This is a genomic window from Halomonas sp. E19, assembly GCF_052439355.1.
Classification (GTDB): domain Bacteria; phylum Pseudomonadota; class Gammaproteobacteria; order Pseudomonadales; family Halomonadaceae; genus Halomonas.
Map to the genome: position 1 here is coordinate 1,542,564 of NZ_JBNFWU010000001.1, position 20,160 is coordinate 1,562,723.

The window sequence follows — 20,160 nt, forward strand, 5'->3', positions numbered from 1 at the left end:
AACCATCAAATGCACGGCATATGTATTTCTAAAAAAAGCAAGAATGGGATTGATGAAAAACAAAGAAGCAAAAAATACTTTAATGCATCAACACCGCTTGACAATATTGATAGAAAAAAACAAGCGGCGATAAGAATAAGAAATAATATTTTTAAACTTGCGTTACTGTTTACGGGCTCCGACAGAACCCAACCGCCTAAAAAAAGAAAAAAATACTGAGGTAAAAAGCACCCCGCTAGCTCTTATAAACATAGCAAAAGTCACATTAATAAAGAGATGCAATTATGCTTGCACTAAAGATGTATATGAAATAATAAATGCTCTACTAAAGGTCTATCAATGGAGGATGTTTTTTTCTCCTGCCAAGTAACGCATAGTGCTGCTACCTTTATGTAGTACATGCACCTTATTGAACTTTCCAGCAAGAACCAGCAGGACAATTTCGGCCGGCAACGATGCAGGCAATAGTCGAATGCCACCAATACTCTTATTCAAGCATTTAAGTCCCTTAGTATCAATGTGAGGATGTGGCTTTAGAAATGAATGTTTTTTCCCTTGCATGCTCTTCAAATCATCGAAATTGATAGTCCAATCACTTAAATAAATGTAGGCTTCCTCGCCTTCCCCAAGGCTCTCACTAGAAAAACCAGGAGAGAAAATGCGAGTAAGGCTAGCCTCATTTTCCTTTACGAACTCAGAGAGAGGTCGAGTTATTAAAACACTTTTTTTATCAATTGTGGAAGCTTGGCGTTATGCTCTGATATGTCAAAGACATGTATATTCTTTGATACTATGCCGCCTCCCATGCATATGGGTGCGCCAAACACCCTGTAAAAAATTCTCTTGGCTTTAGTTGCCACTATGTCATCACGATAAGTCCCTAAACCTTCTTCATAAACATGGACCTCAGAAAACATCCTCCTAAATTTAAAAAAAGAAGGCTAAAATGAGTTCTGAGCCCCATATCAGAGTCCACATAAAGTATCTTTACATTTTTTTTCTTGCTGCATGAATAGCATTTTCTCGGGAACCACAAAAAATCACTTCATCAAAATAAGAAGCAAGTTCAGGAGATCGTGAGACTTCCTTTGCTGAATCAAAGCTATTAACCACATATAGGCAAGATAAAACACTCATTTTCCTGAGCATCATTGCAACCATAATTTGCAGTGGCTTAGTGCATATGAAAATATGCATGTTAACCTACCTATAAGCAAGTTTCGATTAAATTATTATTGACGGCAGTATAGGCAAAAACATCTTTGGTAACTTTCTTTCCAAGAATATTTTTAAAATGGCTCGGGGGTAAACCATATCCCGGTCTCACACTCCTCACTGCATCCTCGGTAATGATCTCTCCTGCCTTAAGGTCCTTGACGAAATATAGAGAGCGCCGGAACTTCACATTGCCCTGCTCGCTGGACTTGCGGCCGTAGTCGACCTTGCCCAGAGCCTGCCAGGCGGTCTTGGCATCGCGGCACAGGGCGGCGAGCTCGGCCGGTTCCAGGGAGAAGCTGTCGTCGGGGCCACCGCCGTTGCGGTCGAGGGTGAAGTGTTTCTCGACCAGGCTGGCGCCCAGCGCGACGCTGGTGATGGCGGTGGTGTTGTCGATGGTGTGGTCGGAAAGTCCAGTGACCAGGCCGAAGCGCTCGACCATGTCGGGAATGGTGCGTAGATTGTAGTCCTCCGGCGGAGCCGGATAGCCGCTGACGCAGTGCAGGATGGCAAGCTGCTCACAGCCGGCGCCAAGGGCGGCGTCAATGGCTTCCTGAATCTCCTCGGCGTCGGCCATGCCGGTGGAAATGATCATCGGCTTGCCGGTCCTGGCCACGTACTCAATCAGCGGCAGGTCCACCGCTTCGAAGGAGGCGATCTTGTAGGCCGGGGCGCCGAGCTCTTCAAGCAGGTCAACCGCGGTGGTATCGAAGGGGGAGCTGAAGATAGTTATACCGAACTTGCGGGCATGCTCGAACAGCGGCTGGTGCCACTCCCAGGGTGTATGGGCCCACTCGTACAGCTCATACAGGGTACGCCCCTTCCACAGCCCTTCAGTAATTTGAAAGTCTGGCAGGTCACTATCAAGCGTTATGGTGTCGGGACGATAAGTCTGCAGTTTGATCGCATCTGCGCCCGCCTTGGCGGCCTCTTCGATGATGCGCATGGCCGTTTCTATCTTGCCATTATGATTGGCCGAAAGTTCAGCAATGATATAGGGGGCATGGCTGGGACCAATCACCCGACCATTAATACTAATCTCTTTCATCAGGAGACACCTTCTTGATTTCAATCGTGTAAGTATGGCCATGCAGCGTGAAAAACGCCGGGAAGCGCTGTGGGTCCATAACACGAATGGTATTGAATAGTTCACTCAGTGGCTGATGCGGGTCAATTTCACTATCGGATGGAGTTCGCCTCCTGTAATAGCTAGGCATAATGTCACTGGTTTGACTCATCGGCCTGACGCCGCCCTCGACTAGCTTTATCGCTTCATCCAACAATGCCAGCTCGGTGTCAAAAAGCTTCTCATTGATCTCGTCATAAAGCGCATGTGGAGGAACAGAGAATCTCCGCTTAGCCCAGATTTCGCCAGTATCGACTCCGTCCGCAGCCGTAAGGAGGCTCACAGTAATAGTGTCATTTCCTGCGAGCAACTCCCAAATGTGTGGGCTCCATCCCCGCCCCTTTGGCAAATCACTAGCATGAAGAACCATGACATGTGAGTAATTATTTCTTGTCTCAGCATCGATGATCTGACTGCAAGAAATCAGAAAGAGAATATCTCCACCAGGAAGCTCTTCACGATCACGGCACACCACAACATCGTGCAAGCCTTGGTGACGTATTTTCCAACGCAGCAACCAGTCATTGACTGGGTGCTCAGGACTTGTACAGAGCAGGGTAATATTCATCTCGATTCTTCCTGATGCATACTGCCAAGTGCCATGATTACCCGATCACTCCCACCGCCATCTACCAGGACTGCGGCCTGCAGGCTCATCGCCGTCAGCGCGCCGTGGGCGTCCAGCATGGCCAACTGGCCTAGCAGCGACGCCCCGAGATCCGCCGAGTCCAGCGGCAGCGCCGCGCCTTTTGCAGCAAGGGCGTCAGCAATCTCCCGCTGGTTGTCGGCCAGCACCACCATCAGGGTGGGCAGGCCCAGGCAGCAGCGCTCCCAGGAGGTGCTGCCGGCGGCACCGATGGCGAGGTCCGCCTCGGCAATGCGCCGGGCCATATCGCTGACGTTGACCACCACCTCCGTGGACCAGGGCATCGCTTTGGCCTGAGCCGTTACCGTCTCACGCCAGGGGGCAGTGGCTCCCATCACCACACTAATCTGCAAATCATGAGGCAGGTCGCAGTTGGTCAGGGCATCTAGCACCTGGCCGGTGACGTTGTCCTTGTCCATGCCTCCAAGGTTAATCAGCAGGCGCTTCAGCCCAGGCTCTTGGGCACGCCGGCTAAGGCTGGCCTCGCGCCATTCGCAGAACTCGGGGCGCAGCAGCGCATAGCGTGGCCCTGCCAGTACCTGGCAGGTCTCGGGCACGAGGCCACGATAGTCCTCCGCATTACGCCCGAGATTCTGGTCCAGCAACAGATTGGCAATGTGGCGCCGATCCGCCAGGTCGTCGATCACCAGCAGACGCGTTGCTGACCTAGGAAGATAGTTGAGTACAGCCGTTTCCCAGCGATGATCCAGGGCGTAATGGTCCACCACCAGCCAGGCGGGAGCCAGCTCGGGCAGGATCGCTCCGCTAGCTGCGGCATCCTGGGCCCAGCTCGCGCCCAGCCAGGTGGCATGGGCAGGCTCAGGCTCAGAACTAGGGATGATACCTGTTTCGGTTTCATTCTTTTCCTGTGGTAGCCGATGGACCATGAAGCCACGGGCTTCGATCATCTCGCACAGATGCCCCGGGTGCTCCCGGCAGAGGAAATGGCATTGGGCGCCTTGGGCCTGAAGGGCATTGGCGAGGGTCAGGCAGCGCATGACGTGGCCGCTGCCGATCTCCAGCGAGGCGTCGGCGCGGAAGGCAACTACCTGCCCCTGAAGGCGGGAGGCTATCGGCGCTTCGCTCATGCCCAGTCGCCCTGTTGCCGGGCCTGCCAGGCCTTGAACAGCCATTCAGCCCGCTGCCAGTCTTCCGGCGTGTCGATATCCTGGACGCGGTGGCGCGGCAGCGGCACCGGCACGGCACGCTCGCTGAAGATCGGTGTGCCCTTGCCCCAGGCGGCGGCGCGGCCCCAGTAGAACTGCCCGGCGTCGTGCCAGGCTTCCTCGAGATCTTGGGAGCGGGTATGGAAGTGCTCGGGCTGGAACATCGTCACGCGCCCTTCCGGCGTCAGGCGCAACGCGCGCTGTATGGGAAAGGCGTAGCTGGTCACCGAGAAGGCGTAATCGACGTCACTGCTTGCCTGCAGGGCGCGAAACCCAGTCTGCAAATCTTTGGCCTGCACGAACGGCGCCGTGGCGTAGAGGCAGCAAACCGCGTCAGGCACCTCGCCCTGCTCGTCCAGCCAATCGATGGCGTGGGCAATCACCGGGATCGTGCCGGTATGGTCATCGGAGAGCGCGGCCGGGCGGCGAAACGGCACCTCGGCGCCCTGCGCCTCGGCCACGGCAGCGATCTCGTCATCATCGGTGGAGACGATCACTCGGGCGAAGCAGCCGCTGGCCAGCGCTGCATCAATCGACCAGGCGATCATCGGCTTGCCGGCAAACTCGCGTATGTTTTTGCGCGGAATCCGCTTGCTGCCGCCGCGGGCGGGGATGACCGCGATGGCCTGCCCTTCTGGCACCTGTGTCATGCGACCTCCAGAGCCCGGGCCAGTGCGGTCACTACCTCATCCTGCTGCGTTTCCGTCATCGTCGGGAATAGCGGCAGGCTGATCGCCTCGGCATAGTAGGCTTCCGCGGCGGGGAAGTCGCCGGGCTTGAAGCCGAGCGCCCGATAGTAGGGCTGGGTATGCACTGGAATGTAGTGCAAGTTCACGCCGATGCCCTGTTCGCGCAGGCGCTCGAACACCTGGCGGTGGGTCGGGGTGATCCGGTCGCGCTGGAGGCGGATCACGTAGAGGTGACGGCCGGAATAGCTGTCGGGTTGCTGCCAGGGCGTGGTCACGGGCAGCTCGGCCAGAGCGCTATCGTACCGCTCGGCCAGGGCATTGCGCCGTGCCACATAGTCGTCCAGGCGCTCCAACTGGGAAAGCCCTAGGGCTGCCTGCAGCTCGGTCAGGCGGTAGTTATAGCCGAGATCGACCTGCTGGTAGTACCAGGGGCCATCCGCCTCGTGGGTCATCAGCGCGGGATCGCGGGTCACGCCGTGGCTGCGCAGCAGGTCCATGCGCTGGGCAAGATCATCGTCGTTGGTCAGCGCCATGCCGCCTTCGGCGGTGGTGATGATCTTCACCGGGTGGAAGCTGAACACGGTGATATCGCCGTAGCGGCCGCTGCCGATGTAGTCGCCTTGATATTTGCCGCCGATGGCGTGGGAGGCATCCTCGATAAGCCGGAATCCATAGCGCTGGCCAAGGGCGTAGATCGCCTGCATATCGCACGGCTGGCCACACAGGTGCACCGCCACGACCACCTTGGGCAGGCGCCCTTCCGCCTCGGCCTGCTCGAGTTTGGTCGCCAGCGCTTGCGGGCAGAGGTTATAGGTGCGCGGATCGATATCCACGAAGTCGACCTGGGCGCCGCAGTAGCGGCCACAATTGGCAGAGGCAACAAAGGTAATCGGCGTCGTCCACAGCCAGTCGCCCTCCCCCAGGCCTAACGCCAGGCATGCGATATGCAGCGCCGAGGTGGCGCTATTGACTGCCAGCGCATGGCGAGCGCCGACCTTCCCTGCCACCGCTTGCTCGAAGCGGGCACCACCGGGCCCTGGGTCAGGAAGTCTGACTTTAGCACCTCCAGCACGGCGTCGATGTCGGCCTGCTGAATATCCTGGCGTCCGTAGGGAATCATCAGATGGCTCCGATCTTTTCCCAGTTGGCGTCGATCCAGGCCTTGAGCTCAGAATCAGACATCCACTCACCGTTGTTGTCGCTGGCGTAGACGAAGCCTTCCGGCACCTTCTTGCCATCCTTGATGCGGTTGGCGTCCTTGTCCCAGCTGTTGATGGCGGGCAGGATCTTGTAGTGCTCGGGGTATTCGTAGGTGTAGTAGGCATCTTCAGCGCCGATCATCTGCTCATGCAGCTTCTCGCCGGGGCGGATACCTACCACCTCCTGCCGGGCTTCCGGGGCGATGACCCGAGCCAGGTCGGTGACCTTCATGGAGGGATCTTCTTGACGTAGATCTCGCCGCCTTCCATGTCCTCGAAAGCGTGCCAAACGAGCTCCACGCCCTGCTCCAGGCTAATCATGAAGCGGGTCATGCGGTCATCGGTGATCGGCAGCACGCCCTTGTCACGGATTGACATGAAAAAGGGATCACCGACCCGCGAGAGCCCATGACGTTACCGTAGCGCACTACCGCAAACCGGGTATCGTGGCCGCCGGCATAGGAATTGCCGGCCACAAACAGCTTGTCGGAGGTGAGCTTGGTGGCACCATACAGGTTGATGGGGCTGCTGGCCTTATCGGTGGAAAGAGCCACCACCTTCTTCACGCCCTTGTCGATGCAGGCATCGATCAGGTTCATGGCGCCCATCACATTGGTCTTGACACACTCGAAGGGATTGTATTCAGCGGTAGGCACGATCTTAGTGGCCGCTGCATGCACCACGTAGTCGACGCCATCCAGCGCCCGGTAGACCCGCTCGCGGTCACGCACGTCACCAATGAAGAAACGCACGCGGGTGTCACCTTCGAACTTCTTGGCCATCTCCCATTGCTTCATCTCGTCGCGAGAGAAGATTATCACGCGTTTGGGGTTGTAGCGCTCCAGCAGCATGGGGATGAAGGTGTGGCCAAAGGAACCGGTGCCGCCGGTGACCAAGATAGATGCATCGTTAAACATTCTATTTTCCTATTTTTACCTTTTTACTCTAGCAATTAGCTGGAGCTCACACTTTAAACTCATATTCCAATATCAATTCACTTAGGCTGAAACCCAGGTCAATCTTGACTTCAAAAAGAAATATGCCGAAAACTTGCAAACGGACATAAATGCTAAAGAAATACAAAGGGCCACCGGCACAGCATAAACTGGCGAGACACTAGCCAACCCAGCAGCAACTAATAAAAAAACGATTAGCGTTAAAAGATGACTGCCTATTATATATTTATCTTTTGACATAGCATAAACACCATAATGAGGCACCATGCTTATAGCAAAAATAAATATGGCAGCCAGCAATAAATATAAAAGTTCTACATGTTGCGAATAGATATCTCTTTCTAACCAGCTAAGAACTGGATGAATAATAATTATTGCCATCAGACACAAGAAAATTGTAACAATAAAAGTTTGTTTAGAAAGCAATGACATACCCTTCTTGAAAGCTAGCGCATTACCTTCCTTGAAGGCACTGACTATTCTTGGGTATAAGAAGACAAAAACTCCCGCATCCAAAAAAGCCATCACCGCATTAGCAATGCCGGCAAACAAGACATACGCAGCCAGCACTTCGGCACCGGCGATATTTTCTATCCAATAGCGATCAATAGTAAATACTGCACGGATTGCCAAAGTAGCCAATAAAAGAGGCACGGCCACTTTGACACCCTGACCTATCCAGTGCCAATCGATTTTATCTTTAAGACAATATCGGTCCAGCGTCCTCAGCGCACAGACACCTAGCAAGCAAGCCAGAAAAGAGCTAATGGCCCAGGCTAGAAAGACAAACTCAAGACTCCTGGAAGCCTCTGAGGACCAAAACATGATCGCAACAACAAAAGACCAGAGGCCTGATCGCAAAAAAGCACGACCCCGGCTAGCAGCGGTCGCGACATTGCTACTAGCAAACGATTTATTTCTTGACCGAGGTGTTCAAGTACGACCAAAACAAGAAACCATGGCGCCACGGACCAAGGCAATAATCCAAAAGAAAAAGCAGTAAAAAAAATGGAAGAACAATGCAGTAAGTCAAACCAAAAAAAACGGCTTGATCTCTCAACAATCTTGCCCAATGTTGATGAGAGCTCCCAAGAATTTCTCGAGTACTATAAGTATAAAAATCAAAGCCAAGAAAATAGAGCCCGTAGAATATCGTAACTGAGATCAAGCCGTACAAGGCGACATCAATCGGCTCAAGGTAATATGCCAAGACGAACAAAAGCATGAACTTAGCTATTAATGTACTTCCGCGTAATCCCAAGTTAGCAATTTTTGCCATTGGAAAGCTGACGACAGTATTAACTAGAAAAGCCAATTAAAACCTCTTTGAGTTAATTTTTGCTGATCAAATAAAGCAAGCTATAAAAAATCGCCAGCTGCTAGCCACCCTACTTCTCACGCAACCCATAGCGAAAAAATGAGTTAATTAGATATTAAGCAACCATTCAGACTGCATATATTTAAATTTAAAAAAATATATGTATTGAAACAAAAATATACTATCGAAAGTTAAACGATTATTTATATTTTATGGCTTAATTGGAGACTCTCAATGCAAGCCTTATTAAGCATCCCCTTAGTTAGCTCAAAAATTCTGCAATTTCACAAGAAAAGGCACTTCACCACACCCTCTGCAAAAATTCAGTATGGCGCTTCAGAATTACAACGCCACATACAGCAAGCCATTGCTTTATATGCACCTCATCGATAAGCAAGGGTTATCACCTCACTCATCATTCAAACTCAACCGCACTAAGCTGGCAAAATGCGAAAGAAACGCAGCCATCAGCGCCAATATTCCACCCAGCACAATACCAAGCGCAAGTATCAAGCTTCGACTTGTGCCCGTAGGCTCCAAGCTCTGTATCGCAACCTGAACCACTTGGCCTTCGTTCAGTTGAGTCAGCCGATCTTGAAGATTAGCCACCCTTTCCATATGACTCACCAGCATCTCTGCGGCACGCAAGCCTTCCACACGCTCTGCTGCCTGTAAATTGCGCTCAGCCCGCTCAAGCTGTCGTTCCAGGTTTTCCCGGGTTCGCTCCAGCAGGCGCTGCTGGTTTTGCTCTACCCGTTCGAGCAGCAGGGTATGCATGGCGAGAACCAACTCTTGGTCGTTTTCGCTAGCTTCCGACGTCACGTTGATCAGCAGAGTATCCTGCGGATTGCTGACATTGACGTCAAAAGGTAGGCGCTCGACTTCGGCCTGGTCGCGCAATTGGCGGGTTGTTGGTCCTAGGTACAGACTGTTGATTTTGGCAACTACCGCAGCAGGTGATTCCAGCCCGGCGTCACTTCCACTCCCGATCGACCGCTGTGCCACTTCGTAGATAGAAGTATAGTGATAAGTTCTATCTTGCATTAAGGCAAAACCGAGCGCGCCCAAGACCACCACCAAAAACACCAGCACCATCGCTTTCCAACGATGGATCAATATTTTCGTGAGGTCCACCAACGAGATTTCATCATCATTTTGGTAGGGGTACGGGCTATTTGGAGTCGTCATAGATTTTTTTACTGTCTCTAGTGTCAAACCAATTAATACTTACGCTGTTATTCACGCAATCTCAGGCAGCGCCGCACCGGCACCTTGCTCAACCCCCAACGTCACTTCCAACTCGTGCCCTGCCCCTTCGGCCCATTCCTGCAGCGTGGCCTTGAGTGCAGCCTGGGCGTGGGCATCGCCATGCACCAGGCGCACTTCACGCGGCGGGTAGCGCATGCGGCGCACGAAGTTGAGCAGGTCGAGCTGGTCGGCGTGGGCGGAGTACCCATTCACGGTTTCCACGCGAGCACGAATGTCGATGCGTTGGCCTTCAAGCATCACCCAGCCGCCGCGGGGCCGAAGCGCTGGATGTCGCGCCCGGGGGTGCCGGGCGCCTGGTAGCCGGTGAACAGCACGCAGTGGCGCTCGTCGCCCAGCATGTGCTTCAGGTAGTTCACTACCCTGCCGCCGCTGACCATGCCACTGGCGGCAATCACCACGGCCGGCCTGCCGGTATCGCTCAGGTAGCTCACGGTGCGCTCGTGGGCGTCGTGGCTGTCAACGGTATAGAGGTTCTCGAAGCTGAGCGGGTGGCGGCCGCTGCGCAGCCGGCGGTGGGCTTCGGCATCCCAGTAGGGCTTGAGTTCGCGGTACACCTCGGTGAAACGGGCAGCCAGGGGCGAGTCGACGATGATCTCGAGGTCTTGCCAGCGTGCGTCTCGGGCGTCGTGGATCAGCCCTTCCAGTTCGTAGAGCAGCTCCTGGGTGCGCCCCACGCTGAAGGCGGGGATTACCACGGTGCCGCCGTTTTCCAGTGCCCTGTCGATAGCCGCTTTCAGGCGGCTGCGGCGCTGTCGCCTGTCCTCATGCTTGCGGTCGCCGTAGGTGGCTTCCAGCACCAGCACGTCGGCGCGGTACGGTGCTTTCGGCGCCGGCAGCAGCGGTGCGAAGGGGCGCCCAGGTCGCCGGAAAACACGGTGCGCTGGCGCTGGCCGGCGGCTTTGTCCAGCGTGTCCACTTCCACGTAGGCAGAGCCGAGAATGTGCCCGGCGCGCTGCAGCTTGATGCGTATGCAGTGGCGATCGTCGTCGAGCAGGGTGTGCCAGGTCTTGTAGTCCAGCGCCACCAGCCGCTCTTGCACTTCGGCCAGGAAGCGTTCGATCAGCGCGCGGTCGTGGGTGAAGCCGACCCTCAACGCATCTTCGATCACCAGCGGCAGCAGCCGCGCCGAGGGCACCGAGCAGAGTATCGGCCCCTTGTAGCCCGCCGCCACCAGGTAGGGCAGCCGGCCGATGTGGTCGATGTGCACGTGGGTAACCACCAACGCCAGCACGTCCTCCACCGAGAAGCGCACCTGGTGCTGGGCCAGGCTGTCGAGCTGTTCGGCGTCCTGCCCCTGAAAAATGCCGCAGTCGATGAGCAGGGCTCGGTCGGGCGCTATCTGAAGTCGGTGGCAGCTGCCGGTAACACCGCTGCCGCCGCCGTGATGAATAATCTGGAATGGCGTGCTCATGGTGGCGTTGTTCTTATTCGAAACGTATTGGCCTTTAACGACTTACCCGAGCCGCCTAAGCAGCTCGGGTAAGGTATCGTCTTTATTTGGTTAGCCACGTTGAATCCGGGGCTGCCCAAGGCGGGCCGGGGCGTTGCCTTAGCGCAGCGAATCCCTCTCCCCACGGCATAATAAAGCAGCCCAGCCTGCTTCACCCGCTGCGGATCGAACAGGTTACGCCCATCCACGATGACAGGGGTGGAAAGCTGTTGCTTCAGCCATTCGAAATCGACGGCGCGGAAGTCTTTCCAATCCGTGCAGATCACCAGCGCATCGGCGCCTTTCACCGCTTGAATACGGTCGCCTACCAGCACCAGATCGTCTCGGTCGCCATAGATGCGGCGACACTCGCGCATCGCCTGTGGGTCGAACGCCTGTACCTTGGCGCCCGCCTGCCATAGCGCTTCCATCAGCATGCGGCTGGGGGCGTCACGCATGTCGTCGGTTTCAGGCTTGAACGAGAGCCCCCACAGGGCGATGCACTTGCCGCTCAGGTCGCCGTCGAACGCCTGCTCCAGCTTGCGGAACAAGGTCTGCTTCTGCCGGTGGTTAACGGCTTCCACGGCGTTGAGCAGTTCGGCCTGGTAGTCCACCTGGGCAGCGGTGCGGGCCAGCGCCTGAACATCCTTGGGAAAGCAGGAGCCACCGTAGCCGCAGCCGGGATAGATGAAGTGATAGCCGATACGCGGGTCCGAGCCGATACCGTGGCGCACCTGCTCGACGTCGGCACCCAGCTTTTCCGCCAGGTTGGCGATCTCGTTCATGAAGCTAATCTTGGTGGCCAACATGGCGTTGGCGGCATACTTGGTCAGCTCGGCGGCACGCACATCCATGAACATTAGCTTGTCGCGCAGGCGGTTGTAGGGGGCGTAGCAGTCGCGCATCAGGTCTTTGACGCGCTCGGAATCGGTTCCCACGACGATGCGCGCACCGTGGGTGAAATCTTCAATGGCAGCGCCTTCCTTGAGAAACTCCGGGTTGGAGCACACATCGAAGTCGACCTGCTCGGCGCGCGACTGCAGCACTTGCGTGACGGTTTCACGTACCTTGTCGGCGGTACCCACCGGCACGGTCGACTTATTGACGATCACCTTGTAGTCGCGCATGTGCTCGCCGATGCTCTTGGCCACGCTAACCACGTACTGCAGATCAGCACTGCCATCCTCATCGGGCGGGGTGCCCACGGCAATGAACTGCAGCGTACCGAAGCCCACTGCCTCGGCGGCGTCGGTAGTGAAGCGCAGCCGCCCGGCTGCCGTATTCTGCTTCACCATGGGTTCGAGACCCGGCTCGTAGATTGGCACTTCGCCCTCTTTCAGCCGGGCGATCTTGTCGGCATCCACATCCATGCACATGACGTCATGTCCGACATCGGCAAGGCAGGTGCCAGTCACCAATCCCACATAGCCGGTTCCGAATACGGTGATCTTCATTTGCGTCCCTTCGTCGTTTCTCGGTTTACACGGTATGCCGATGGTAAACCTGCTTCGCTACAGGTGAAGCATGAATATGCTCATACCCCTCAGTGAATCCCCTACCCGTTGAAGCGCACATTGCGCCGACCCGGCGTTGACACTCTAGCCTCACCACCAGGCGCCACTCGCGATTCTGGGGCATGCTGTAGAGGATTTCCGCTTCTGCCCCTGAGGCGCTCTTGTAGAAAACCCACCACTTCATTCACGTTGAGCGCTAGGTCCCGGCTAGCATCGAGTTTGAGTACAGGGACGCCTATGGACTGAGCTACGTCGACCCAGCGCTGCTTGAGCGCTCTCAATGCCATGGTGCCTTCAATGATCTCTCGCTCCTGCCGAAATGCCACCCTATCGTTCATTGTCTTACCTTGCTGAGCGGCATGGCGACGCTTCAGGTTGGTCATGATGAACTCTTCAGAGGCATCCAGCAGGATAATGCTACGGCCTTGCAAGAAGAAGCGCAGCTGCTCGGAGATCGCCGGCATTGTGCTTGGCGCGGGTGTCGTACCAGGTCAGGAGCTCGTGCGTGAAGTTGTGGGTGATACCTTCGTCGGACAGCACCCCGCAACTGAGCAGGCAGTGCAGCCTCGCATACGCATCAGCCGCCATTTCGTAGGTGAAAAAATCGGTGAGCTTCACCTTGCGGCCCAGGCTGATCTCCTCAGCCCAGAGATTCTCATGCTTCCAGCGCAACAGGGTTTCCATTAATTCGTTGTCGGGGCTGGCGACATCATCAAATGGCACTTCACTGTGCCGAACATGGTTTCTCACGCATCGCCGCGAAAGCCAGCCTGACTTGAGCGAGGCCGGCAGCTGCGCATAAAGATGCGACTTACCAACCCCGGAAGGTCCAATCAGCTCGACCAGATGACCCGCGGACACATATTTCTTGCCTAGCGGAACACGATCAGGTATTCGCCGCAGCTGCCAGCCCACCGGAGCCAGCAGCCCATTCAATTGTTTCGCCAGCCCCATAGGTCACCAGCCCCATCACTAGTTAGTGCCATCGAATCGTCATCAATTCGACACACTGTAGACAATTGTGACGCAAGGGGCTATGCAATCTGGTACTGAAAAAGCTAATGGGCACGCATGAGGCGCTTGATGTCGGAGCTTGCCTCGACAAAGCAAAAGAAGTTGAACGAAGGCAAAGCAAGCAAATGCCCGCTGGCAAAAAAGCATTGCTACTGTCTAATAATTCGCGACACGCTACCGCCCGGGGATTTTCGCCGGACAGTTCCCTTGCCCTGTAAGCCTGAGCGATACCGGGGACGGAAGCGAATTGATCAAAACGACTTGCGGCAGCCAACTATTTGTGGCGCCCCTTCACGATCCGCCGCCGAGCCTGGCTCGACTGGTCCCTGCATGTATCGTTATTGGAGTCGGACAATTCTACGGCACTCATCTGCATGGCTCCAGTCACAAATCGTGATTGCGGTTCGCGACACTTAAGTCATTGGTAGCGGTGAGATTTTCGACACTTATTCAACGCATCAACGACAGCGCCACATCGCCACACGCTGCACCAGCGCCAGCCCGATCAACAAGGCGGCAAGCCAGCCAAGCCCGGCCACCAACACTTGATAGCCCCCGGCACCGTATGCGGTGGGCGAAAGCTCATGCCGTGTTCCGCCAGGCGTGCGGCCAGGTAGATCAGCGACAGCACCAGCGCCAGCGGCAGAGCGGCATGCCACTGCGCCAGCCGTTGGGTCAGCCGCCAGGGAGGTTTCTCAGTATGCTTGGCAGGGGCAGCTTTGGCGCTGGCGGCCTTGTTGGCCGCCGCCTTGCCCTTCGATTTCGCGGCAGGCCTTGCCGCCTTAGCCCGCCCCTTGGCAGGTTTGCGCACCGAGCTGCGCCGCCCGCCCGGCAGCGCGCCGCCGGCAAGCCGCAGCAGGCGGAACAGCAGCCAGCCAAGGGTGAACAGGACAGACAGCATCACGCCGCCCATCACCAGCAAATAGGTCATGGCGGGGTCAAGCGATATGACCCAGGGAATGCAGGGTGCGCAGCAGAACGGCCACGCTCTCACTTGGCTGCGCGTATTCGCGCATCAACGACATCAGGCGCTTCTCGAACAGGCGCTGACGCTGTTGCTCATCTTCCTCTTCCAGCTCGGCCAGGCTGCGCACCGGCGGGCCGGTGGGAATGGAAAGCCGCGAATTGGGCTTTTCCAATTCGCGCAGGGCTTCGGCAAAGGCGTCGTCGAGCTCGCGGAACTTGCGCAGCTTTTCGCGCTCGTCCATCGATCGATTGGATTTTTGCTGTTTCATCGGCTTCCGTAAATGCTCAAGTGCCTGACGACACTCGAAGAGTGGCTCGGCCAGAGTATAGCGCCATTGGCCTGGTTAGCGAAGCACACCCCTCCTCCCTTGGGCATGGGGTAAAGAGAATTACGCATCTAATTTATTCTCATTTCTTGTTATTGCAACAAAATATGCACAAACGGTCACTCTTGTTCACCAAACTTGCCTTTGCCTCTATCAAAAGCGCATAAAGAGAACGAGAAAAACCATAACAACACTGGCTGCTGTGCCGCAACGCACAAATCTACAGGCCCATTTTCAGCCATGGCTGAAGGAAGCGGTCTTCAGGGAATTGGCAAGAGAGGCAGTGTAACAGGCAATACGCAGCTCTGCGCTAGCGCCTTCAAACGCCCCAGGGGTGAAGCCCACATACCGGCTTCATCCGCACTTGCCTCCTACGAAGCCCCCTCCACGCAGCGCATAAAAAGGAACAGCAGGCATCGCCCTGCTGCAGGCTCAAGTACAAGGGACTAACGATGTATGACGAGATGATGCGGGCGGAAGTCTGGCTGCAGGAGCAGCTAGGCAGCCAGCAAGGAATAGAGGATCTCGCCGGCCGGCTTGGGTATTCAACCTCGCAGGTGCGGCGCCGGTTCAAGCAGTGCTTCGGGCTGTCGCCCAGCGCCTACCGCGACACCCTGCGGCTGGAAAAGGCGGCCCAGCTGCTGGCCTTCACGCCCTACCCCATTCACACCATCGCCATGCGCTGCGGCTATCTGAACCACTCGGCCTTCAGCCGCGCCTTCCAGCGCCTGCACGAGCTGACCCCACGGCAGTTTCGACGGGCCTTTCATGCCAAGCTATATGCCAACGCCCAGCGCCTGCCCGCCAGCGATTCCCCCGCTTCCTGATTCGCCGCCTGCCGGCGCGTCAAGCGTTGGTATCGCGGCTTTATCATTACAAGACAATGGCGCTATTTCCTACCCTGCAGCACTGGGCGGATGCCACGAAAGGTGCCGAAGCCCTGCCTGAACGATTAAGGCAAGCGCCTGCCGTCGCCCTGCTGCATAACATGCTGCTGCCGTGCCGGCTCGACAAGATAGATATCGGCACCGAAATCACCACAGAAGCCGCCAGCGGCATGGCCATACCCTGGGCGTTTCGCGTTGTAGAACTGCCGGCACAGGAGTATGCCTGCGCGCATATCGACGACGAGGCAGCGATAGCGACCGCGGCCTACCATTTGATCAGTGAAGTTCTGCCAAGTCGGCACGCCTTTACCACCGGCGAAGCGATAGCGCTGATCGACACCCCCAAAGGCATCGAAATGCAGGTGCCGATCTTCCAGGAATAGCGCACGCTCTCGAAGCTTCTTCCATCAACAAGGCCGAGCCCTGCGGGGCCCGGCCTTATCGTTGCGGGGAAAGCGATCCTGCGCGGCGGCGAATACTCTTCATTGCCCCGCCAGCGGCTTAATCCGGATCAAGACTCCACGCGAACCAGCCAATCTTCCACGGTGTCGGAACCGAACTCGTCTTTCCACGCCTTCAGCGTCTTGTGATTACCGCCGCGGGTTTCAATCACTTCACCGGAGTTGGGGTTCTTGTAGATCTTCAGCTTGCGCTTGCGGCGCGAACCGGCCGCAGCGGGGCCTTGGCGGAACTGGCCGCCCGACTACCGCCCTGGGGTTCAAGCAGGTTAATCACATCGGCGGAGCTCTTGTTGAACTCACGCATCAGGGCTTCGAGCTTGTCCTTGAACTCAAGCTCGGCCTTAAGCCGCTCGTCGTTCTGCAGGCGCTCCATCTCCGCCTGCAGCTGCTTGAGCTGCTGTTCCTTTTGCATGAATTCGCTGAGAAGAGACATGGGCAGGTTCCTTGCTATGTAGAAATGACCGGATGCGGGGTATAAATACCTCAACAGGAAACGAATGACAATACATGTAGTGAGTTTTAGTTCAACCCAAGGCGCAGCGTCAAATTAGCCGGCGCATTATTTTCTCGCGCTTCCAGGTCGTATGGCGGGGCCCACCGAAGAAGTTCCCGACAACATAACCAAACCCTTCAAGATAAAATCGACAACATAAAACCAGCCACATCCTATTGATTTAACGCCTTTTTTGAAAATTCCCAGCAAAGCGCTAAAACAAACCTGACCAGCCGGAATAAGCCTGCAGCGAATGCCTTCAGCCTGCTATTGCCTGCCGCCTGTGCTCACGCGTTGAAGGCGGCAGAGGGGGTAGAGGGCTTCAAACCGCATGGCCAATCGCGGCTTGGCACACGCTTGCGGTGCCCTGCCGCCCGCGCAAGTTCTGCAAGATAAAACCTGGTAGCGAAAAAGCGGCTGCTTGGCGGGCGAAGTGAAACGGCAATGCTGGCCTCACCATCGTCAGAATAACGCTGCTCCGAATGGCGTTCTGGACAACGTAGGCGACCGGATTGAGCGCTGCCGCTTCGCCGAGCACTGCCTGGCGCTTTACGTGGCGCTCGCGTAAATGCGCTGTTACATAATTTTTTCGAAAATGACTTGATGGGCGATGATGTTAAGATCTATTTAGAACACATCTTTCACAAGACTTTTTAAGCCGCTAGACGACCCAACGAGCGGCTATTCTGGCAGCCCCGCTGATGCTATCGGCACCGCACAGGAAGGCATGGCGCGCAGCGATTGGCGAGGTGATATCAGGCGTGCGGCCAGCTATACCAATGCAGCGCGAGGCAGGGTCATGCTTTGGCAGGGAGCAACAAGCGAAATCAACTCTTCGGGGCGAGGTGGTGATCAGTGGGTGTCCTATGTTTTCTCAATATATTTTTTCTCAAAACGCAAACATGATCTAAGATTGCATAGCACTCTTAGATCATGCTGAGCTGAATCGCAAGTTTTTTTAGGTCTTAACCAGTAGGCCCAGTTGTAACAATTGCACCAGTACCAATTGTCACAGTCAAAGTAAACCCATTCGCAGGTGAGCGGGGTGATCCGGCTACAGTATTTTCTAAGTTAGTTGGCACCGCTGCACCTCGGCAAATGTACAAGCACCTCCATCCGGGAGCTGAGGCACAGTCATACCGTTAAGAATAGAACCTGCTGCAGCTGTAGCATAAGACTTAAGCTCAGCACTACAGGCGTTGATCGCTGCCCTTTCTTGATATTGCGAATACTGCGGCACCGCAATCGCCGCCAAAATCCCAATAATCGCCACCACGATCAACAGTTCGATCAGCGTAAAGCCCCTTGACCGCGCTTCGCTGCCGGCTTGCACCGCATTGCTTGTATCATCTTCATCGCCATGGTTCCCCTGCTGTGCCCGTTGCGGTCGTGCGCCTTGGCGGGCGTCGTCACGTGGCGGCATTGCCGCCGCTGCTTGCCGCCGGGCATGGCCCGTGCGTTTAAACGGAGTTGCCCCTAACAATTACATTAATTTACAGTTAGTCACTGTGCAAGGGGTGACCTACTATTGACTGACCTGTTGCACCGGTAACAATGCATGAAATGCACCATAACTAATATAAAGGACGCATGAATTACATGGGTAGGACACCGGCTGACGACGTTCTAGAATGGGATGACCTTTCCCACCCTGCGGCTCAACGGCGAGGCACCATGAACGATTACCGCACGCTCCCTGCCGGGGCTGACCAGGACGCCACCGCTACCGCACCAGGCCGGGCGGTGAACATCGAGGAGCTGCGCGGCTTCGCCAGGCGCCTGGTGGAGTACGGGCTGCTGAACCGGGCCGCCGCCGAGCGCGCCGAGCGCGAGGCCAGCGAAGCCGAGGTGAGCCTGCTGCAGCATGTGATCGATTCGGGCCTGGCCACCGCACGCCAGGCCACCCTGTGCGCAGCCTGGGAGTACGGCCTGCCGCTGGTCGACCTCGACGCGCTGCGCCTGGCCAGCCTGCCGCCGGCCAAGGAGTACCCGGAAAAGCTGCTGCGCAAGCTGTGCGTGGTGCCGCTGGTACGGCGCAGCCACCGCCTGACCGTGGCGGTGCCCTACCCTCCACCCTGGCGCTGCTCGACGAGCTGCAGTTCGCCACCGGGCTGAGCATCGACGCCGTGCTGTGCCCGGTCGACCAGCTGGTGCCGGTGCTGGAAGCCTACCTGGCCCAGTTCGAGACCAGCATGATGGATACCCTGACCGGGGTCGACGACGCGGTCAGCGAGCTGGAGTTCGACGAAGGCATCGACATCGCCGACGAAGGCGCCGCCGAACTCAGCCAGAGCGGCGCCGACGACGCGCCCATCGTCAAGTTCGTCAACAAGATCCTGCTCGACGCCATTCGCCGCGGCGCCTCGGACATCCACTTCGAGCCCTACGAGACCAGCTACCGGGTGCGCATGCGGGTCGACGGCATGCTGATCGAGGCCGCCCGCCCGCCCTTCGCCATGCGCACCCGCATCGCCGCGCGGCTGAAGGTCATGGCGCGGCTGGACATCTCCGAGCGGCGCCTGCCCCAAGATGGTGCCATCAAGCTGCGGGTGTCGAAGTCGCGCTCCATCGACTTTCGCGTCAATTCGCTGCCCACGGTGTACGGCGAGAAGATCGTGCTGCGAATCCTCGACCCCACCTCGGCGCAGATCGGCATCGATGCCCTGGGCTTCACGTCGCAGCAGCGCACCCTGTACGAGAACGTGCTTAGCCACCCCCAGGGCATGATCCTGGTGACCGGCCCCACCGGCAGCGGCAAGACGGTGACGCTCTATACCGGACTGAACCTGCTCAACGAGGTGCAGCGCAACGTCTGCACCGCCGAAGATCCGGTGGAGATCAAGGTGCCGGGGGTGAACCAGGTCAACGTGCTGCCCAAGATCGGGCTGGATTTCGCCAGCGCCCTGCGCGCCTTCCTGCGCCAGGACCCCGACGTGGTGATGGTGGGCGAGATCCGCGACCTGGAAACCGCCGAGATCGCAGTGAAGGCCGCCCAGACCGGCCACCTGGTGCTCTCCACCGTGCACACCAACTCCGCCGCGGAAACCCTGACCCGCCTGGCCAACATGGGCGTGCCGCCGTTCAACATCGCCAGTTCGGTGAGCCTGATCATCGCCCAGCGCCTGGCGCGGCGGCTGTGCAAGCACTGCCGGCAGGAGGCGGAGATCCCCGCGAAGCGCTGCTGGCCGAAGGTTTCACCGAGCAGGAGGTGAAAAGCGCCACGGTGTACGAGGCGGTGGGCTGCCGCCACTGCACCCACGGCTACAAGGGGCGCACGGGAATCTACGAAGTGGTGCCGATCAGCAGCGCCATGAGCCAGCTGATCATGCGCAACGGCAATTCGATGGATTTCGACCGCCTGGCGCGGCAGGAGGGCCACCCGGACCTGCGCCGCAGCGGCTTGCTCAAGGTAATGCAGGGCATCACCAGCTTGACTGAGATCAACCGCGTCACCAAAGATTGACGCGTTACCATAACGATACGACA

19 protein-coding genes and 3 pseudogenes are annotated in these 20,160 nt (G+C 56.8%); 4 read left to right on the plus strand and 18 right to left on the minus strand.

Annotated features, from left to right (window positions below; all coding sequences use genetic code 11):
- Positions 1–9: 9 nt before the first annotated feature.
- Positions 10–219, plus strand: coding sequence for a hypothetical protein (locus tag ACUDAL_RS08250; protein WP_444677797.1), 210 nt, complete (start codon positions 10–12; stop codon positions 217–219).
- A 988-nt stretch (positions 220–1,207) separates the two neighbouring features.
- On the opposite strand, the gene pseI is transcribed toward ACUDAL_RS08250, so the two are convergent.
- The 16 genes and pseudogenes from pseI to ACUDAL_RS08330 all read right to left on the minus strand — a co-directional run bounded on the left by pseI (position 1,208) and on the right by ACUDAL_RS08330 (position 14,776).
- The gene (gene pseI, locus ACUDAL_RS08255; protein WP_444677798.1) at positions 1,208–2,263 is read right to left on the minus strand and encodes a pseudaminic acid synthase; all 1,056 of its coding nucleotides are present in this window, start codon (positions 2,261–2,263) and stop codon (positions 1,208–1,210) included.
- The gene (locus ACUDAL_RS08260; protein ID WP_444677799.1) at positions 2,250–2,909 is read right to left on the minus strand and encodes a formyltransferase family protein; all 660 of its coding nucleotides are present in this window, start codon (positions 2,907–2,909) and stop codon (positions 2,250–2,252) included. The genes pseI and ACUDAL_RS08260 overlap by 14 nt, the downstream gene beginning before the upstream one ends.
- Complete coding sequence (gene pseG / locus ACUDAL_RS08265) at positions 2,906–4,075, minus strand: UDP-2,4-diacetamido-2,4,6-trideoxy-beta-L-altropyranose hydrolase (protein WP_444677800.1); 1,170 nt, start codon at positions 4,073–4,075, stop codon at positions 2,906–2,908. The genes ACUDAL_RS08260 and pseG overlap by 4 nt, the downstream gene beginning before the upstream one ends.
- Positions 4,072–4,803: a pseudaminic acid cytidylyltransferase gene (gene pseF, locus ACUDAL_RS08270; protein ID WP_444677801.1), complete on the minus strand. Its 732-nt coding sequence runs from the start codon at positions 4,801–4,803 to the stop codon at positions 4,072–4,074. The genes pseG and pseF overlap by 4 nt, the downstream gene beginning before the upstream one ends.
- A complete protein-coding gene (gene pseC, locus ACUDAL_RS08275) occupies positions 4,800–5,849 on the minus strand; it encodes a UDP-4-amino-4,6-dideoxy-N-acetyl-beta-L-altrosamine transaminase (protein WP_444677802.1) in 1,050 nt (349 codons plus the stop codon). Before pseC ends, pseF begins: the two co-directional genes overlap by 4 nt.
- Before the next feature lie 112 nt (positions 5,850–5,961).
- Positions 5,962–6,958 (minus strand): annotated as a pseudogene (gene pseB, locus ACUDAL_RS08280) (UDP-N-acetylglucosamine 4,6-dehydratase (inverting)).
- Positions 6,959–7,039: 81 nt separating this feature from the next.
- Positions 7,040–7,657, minus strand: a complete 618-nt coding sequence (locus ACUDAL_RS08285; protein WP_444677803.1) for a lipopolysaccharide biosynthesis protein — start codon at positions 7,655–7,657, stop codon at positions 7,040–7,042.
- Positions 7,658–8,723: 1,066 nt separating this feature from the next.
- Complete coding sequence (locus ACUDAL_RS08290; RefSeq protein WP_444677804.1) at positions 8,724–9,503, minus strand: Wzz/FepE/Etk N-terminal domain-containing protein; 780 nt, start codon at positions 9,501–9,503, stop codon at positions 8,724–8,726.
- Positions 9,504–9,554: 51 nt separating this feature from the next.
- On the minus strand, positions 9,555–9,821 hold the full coding sequence (locus ACUDAL_RS08295; RefSeq protein ID WP_444677805.1) for an MBL fold metallo-hydrolase RNA specificity domain-containing protein: 267 nt from the start codon (positions 9,819–9,821) through the stop codon (positions 9,555–9,557).
- Entirely contained in the window at positions 9,821–10,381 is a 561-nt protein-coding gene (locus ACUDAL_RS08300) for a hypothetical protein (RefSeq protein WP_444677806.1), read from the minus strand. Before ACUDAL_RS08300 ends, ACUDAL_RS08295 begins: the two co-directional genes overlap by 1 nt.
- Complete coding sequence (locus tag ACUDAL_RS08305; protein ID WP_444677807.1) at positions 10,318–10,995, minus strand: MBL fold metallo-hydrolase; 678 nt, start codon at positions 10,993–10,995, stop codon at positions 10,318–10,320. The genes ACUDAL_RS08300 and ACUDAL_RS08305 overlap by 64 nt, the downstream gene beginning before the upstream one ends.
- On the minus strand, positions 10,992–12,467 hold the full coding sequence (locus ACUDAL_RS08310; RefSeq protein ID WP_444677808.1) for a UDP-glucose dehydrogenase family protein: 1,476 nt from the start codon (positions 12,465–12,467) through the stop codon (positions 10,992–10,994). Before ACUDAL_RS08310 ends, ACUDAL_RS08305 begins: the two co-directional genes overlap by 4 nt.
- Before the next feature lie 101 nt (positions 12,468–12,568).
- On the minus strand, positions 12,569–12,991 hold the full coding sequence (locus ACUDAL_RS08315; protein ID WP_444677809.1) for a hypothetical protein: 423 nt from the start codon (positions 12,989–12,991) through the stop codon (positions 12,569–12,571).
- Positions 12,945–13,481 carry a hypothetical protein gene (locus tag ACUDAL_RS08320; RefSeq protein ID WP_444677810.1) on the minus strand — a complete coding sequence of 179 codons (537 nt, stop codon included), beginning with the start codon at positions 13,479–13,481 and terminating at the stop codon, positions 12,945–12,947. Before ACUDAL_RS08320 ends, ACUDAL_RS08315 begins: the two co-directional genes overlap by 47 nt.
- Before the next feature lie 565 nt (positions 13,482–14,046).
- On the minus strand, positions 14,047–14,472 hold the full coding sequence (locus ACUDAL_RS08325) for a hypothetical protein (protein ID WP_444677811.1): 426 nt from the start codon (positions 14,470–14,472) through the stop codon (positions 14,047–14,049).
- 7 nt (positions 14,473–14,479) lie between these two features.
- Positions 14,480–14,776 (minus strand): hypothetical protein, encoded by a 297-nt coding sequence (locus ACUDAL_RS08330; RefSeq protein WP_444677812.1) that lies wholly within the window; start codon positions 14,774–14,776, stop codon positions 14,480–14,482.
- A 509-nt stretch (positions 14,777–15,285) separates the two neighbouring features.
- Between ACUDAL_RS08330 and ACUDAL_RS08335 the strand changes: the two genes are divergently transcribed.
- Both ACUDAL_RS08335 and ACUDAL_RS08340 read left to right on the plus strand, forming a co-directional pair.
- Positions 15,286–15,660, plus strand: coding sequence for a helix-turn-helix transcriptional regulator (locus tag ACUDAL_RS08335; RefSeq protein WP_444677813.1), 375 nt, complete (start codon positions 15,286–15,288; stop codon positions 15,658–15,660).
- A gap of 26 nt (positions 15,661–15,686) precedes the next feature.
- The gene (locus ACUDAL_RS08340; protein WP_444677814.1) at positions 15,687–16,103 is read left to right on the plus strand and encodes a hypothetical protein; all 417 of its coding nucleotides are present in this window, start codon (positions 15,687–15,689) and stop codon (positions 16,101–16,103) included.
- Positions 16,104–16,231: 128 nt separating this feature from the next.
- On the opposite strand, the pseudogene ACUDAL_RS08345 reads toward ACUDAL_RS08340, so the two are convergent.
- Together ACUDAL_RS08345 and ACUDAL_RS08350 are read right to left on the minus strand one after the other, a co-directional pair.
- Positions 16,232–16,614 (minus strand): annotated as a pseudogene (locus tag ACUDAL_RS08345) (histone-like nucleoid-structuring protein, MvaT/MvaU family).
- Between the two features lie 1,126 nt (positions 16,615–17,740).
- Positions 17,741–18,097: a prepilin-type N-terminal cleavage/methylation domain-containing protein gene (locus ACUDAL_RS08350; protein WP_444677815.1), complete on the minus strand. Its 357-nt coding sequence runs from the start codon at positions 18,095–18,097 to the stop codon at positions 17,741–17,743.
- A 251-nt stretch (positions 18,098–18,348) separates the two neighbouring features.
- Between ACUDAL_RS08350 and pilB the strand changes: the two are divergent.
- Positions 18,349–20,137: pseudogene (gene pilB / locus ACUDAL_RS08355) on the plus strand (type IV-A pilus assembly ATPase PilB).
- The last annotated feature ends 23 nt before the right edge of the window (positions 20,138–20,160 follow it).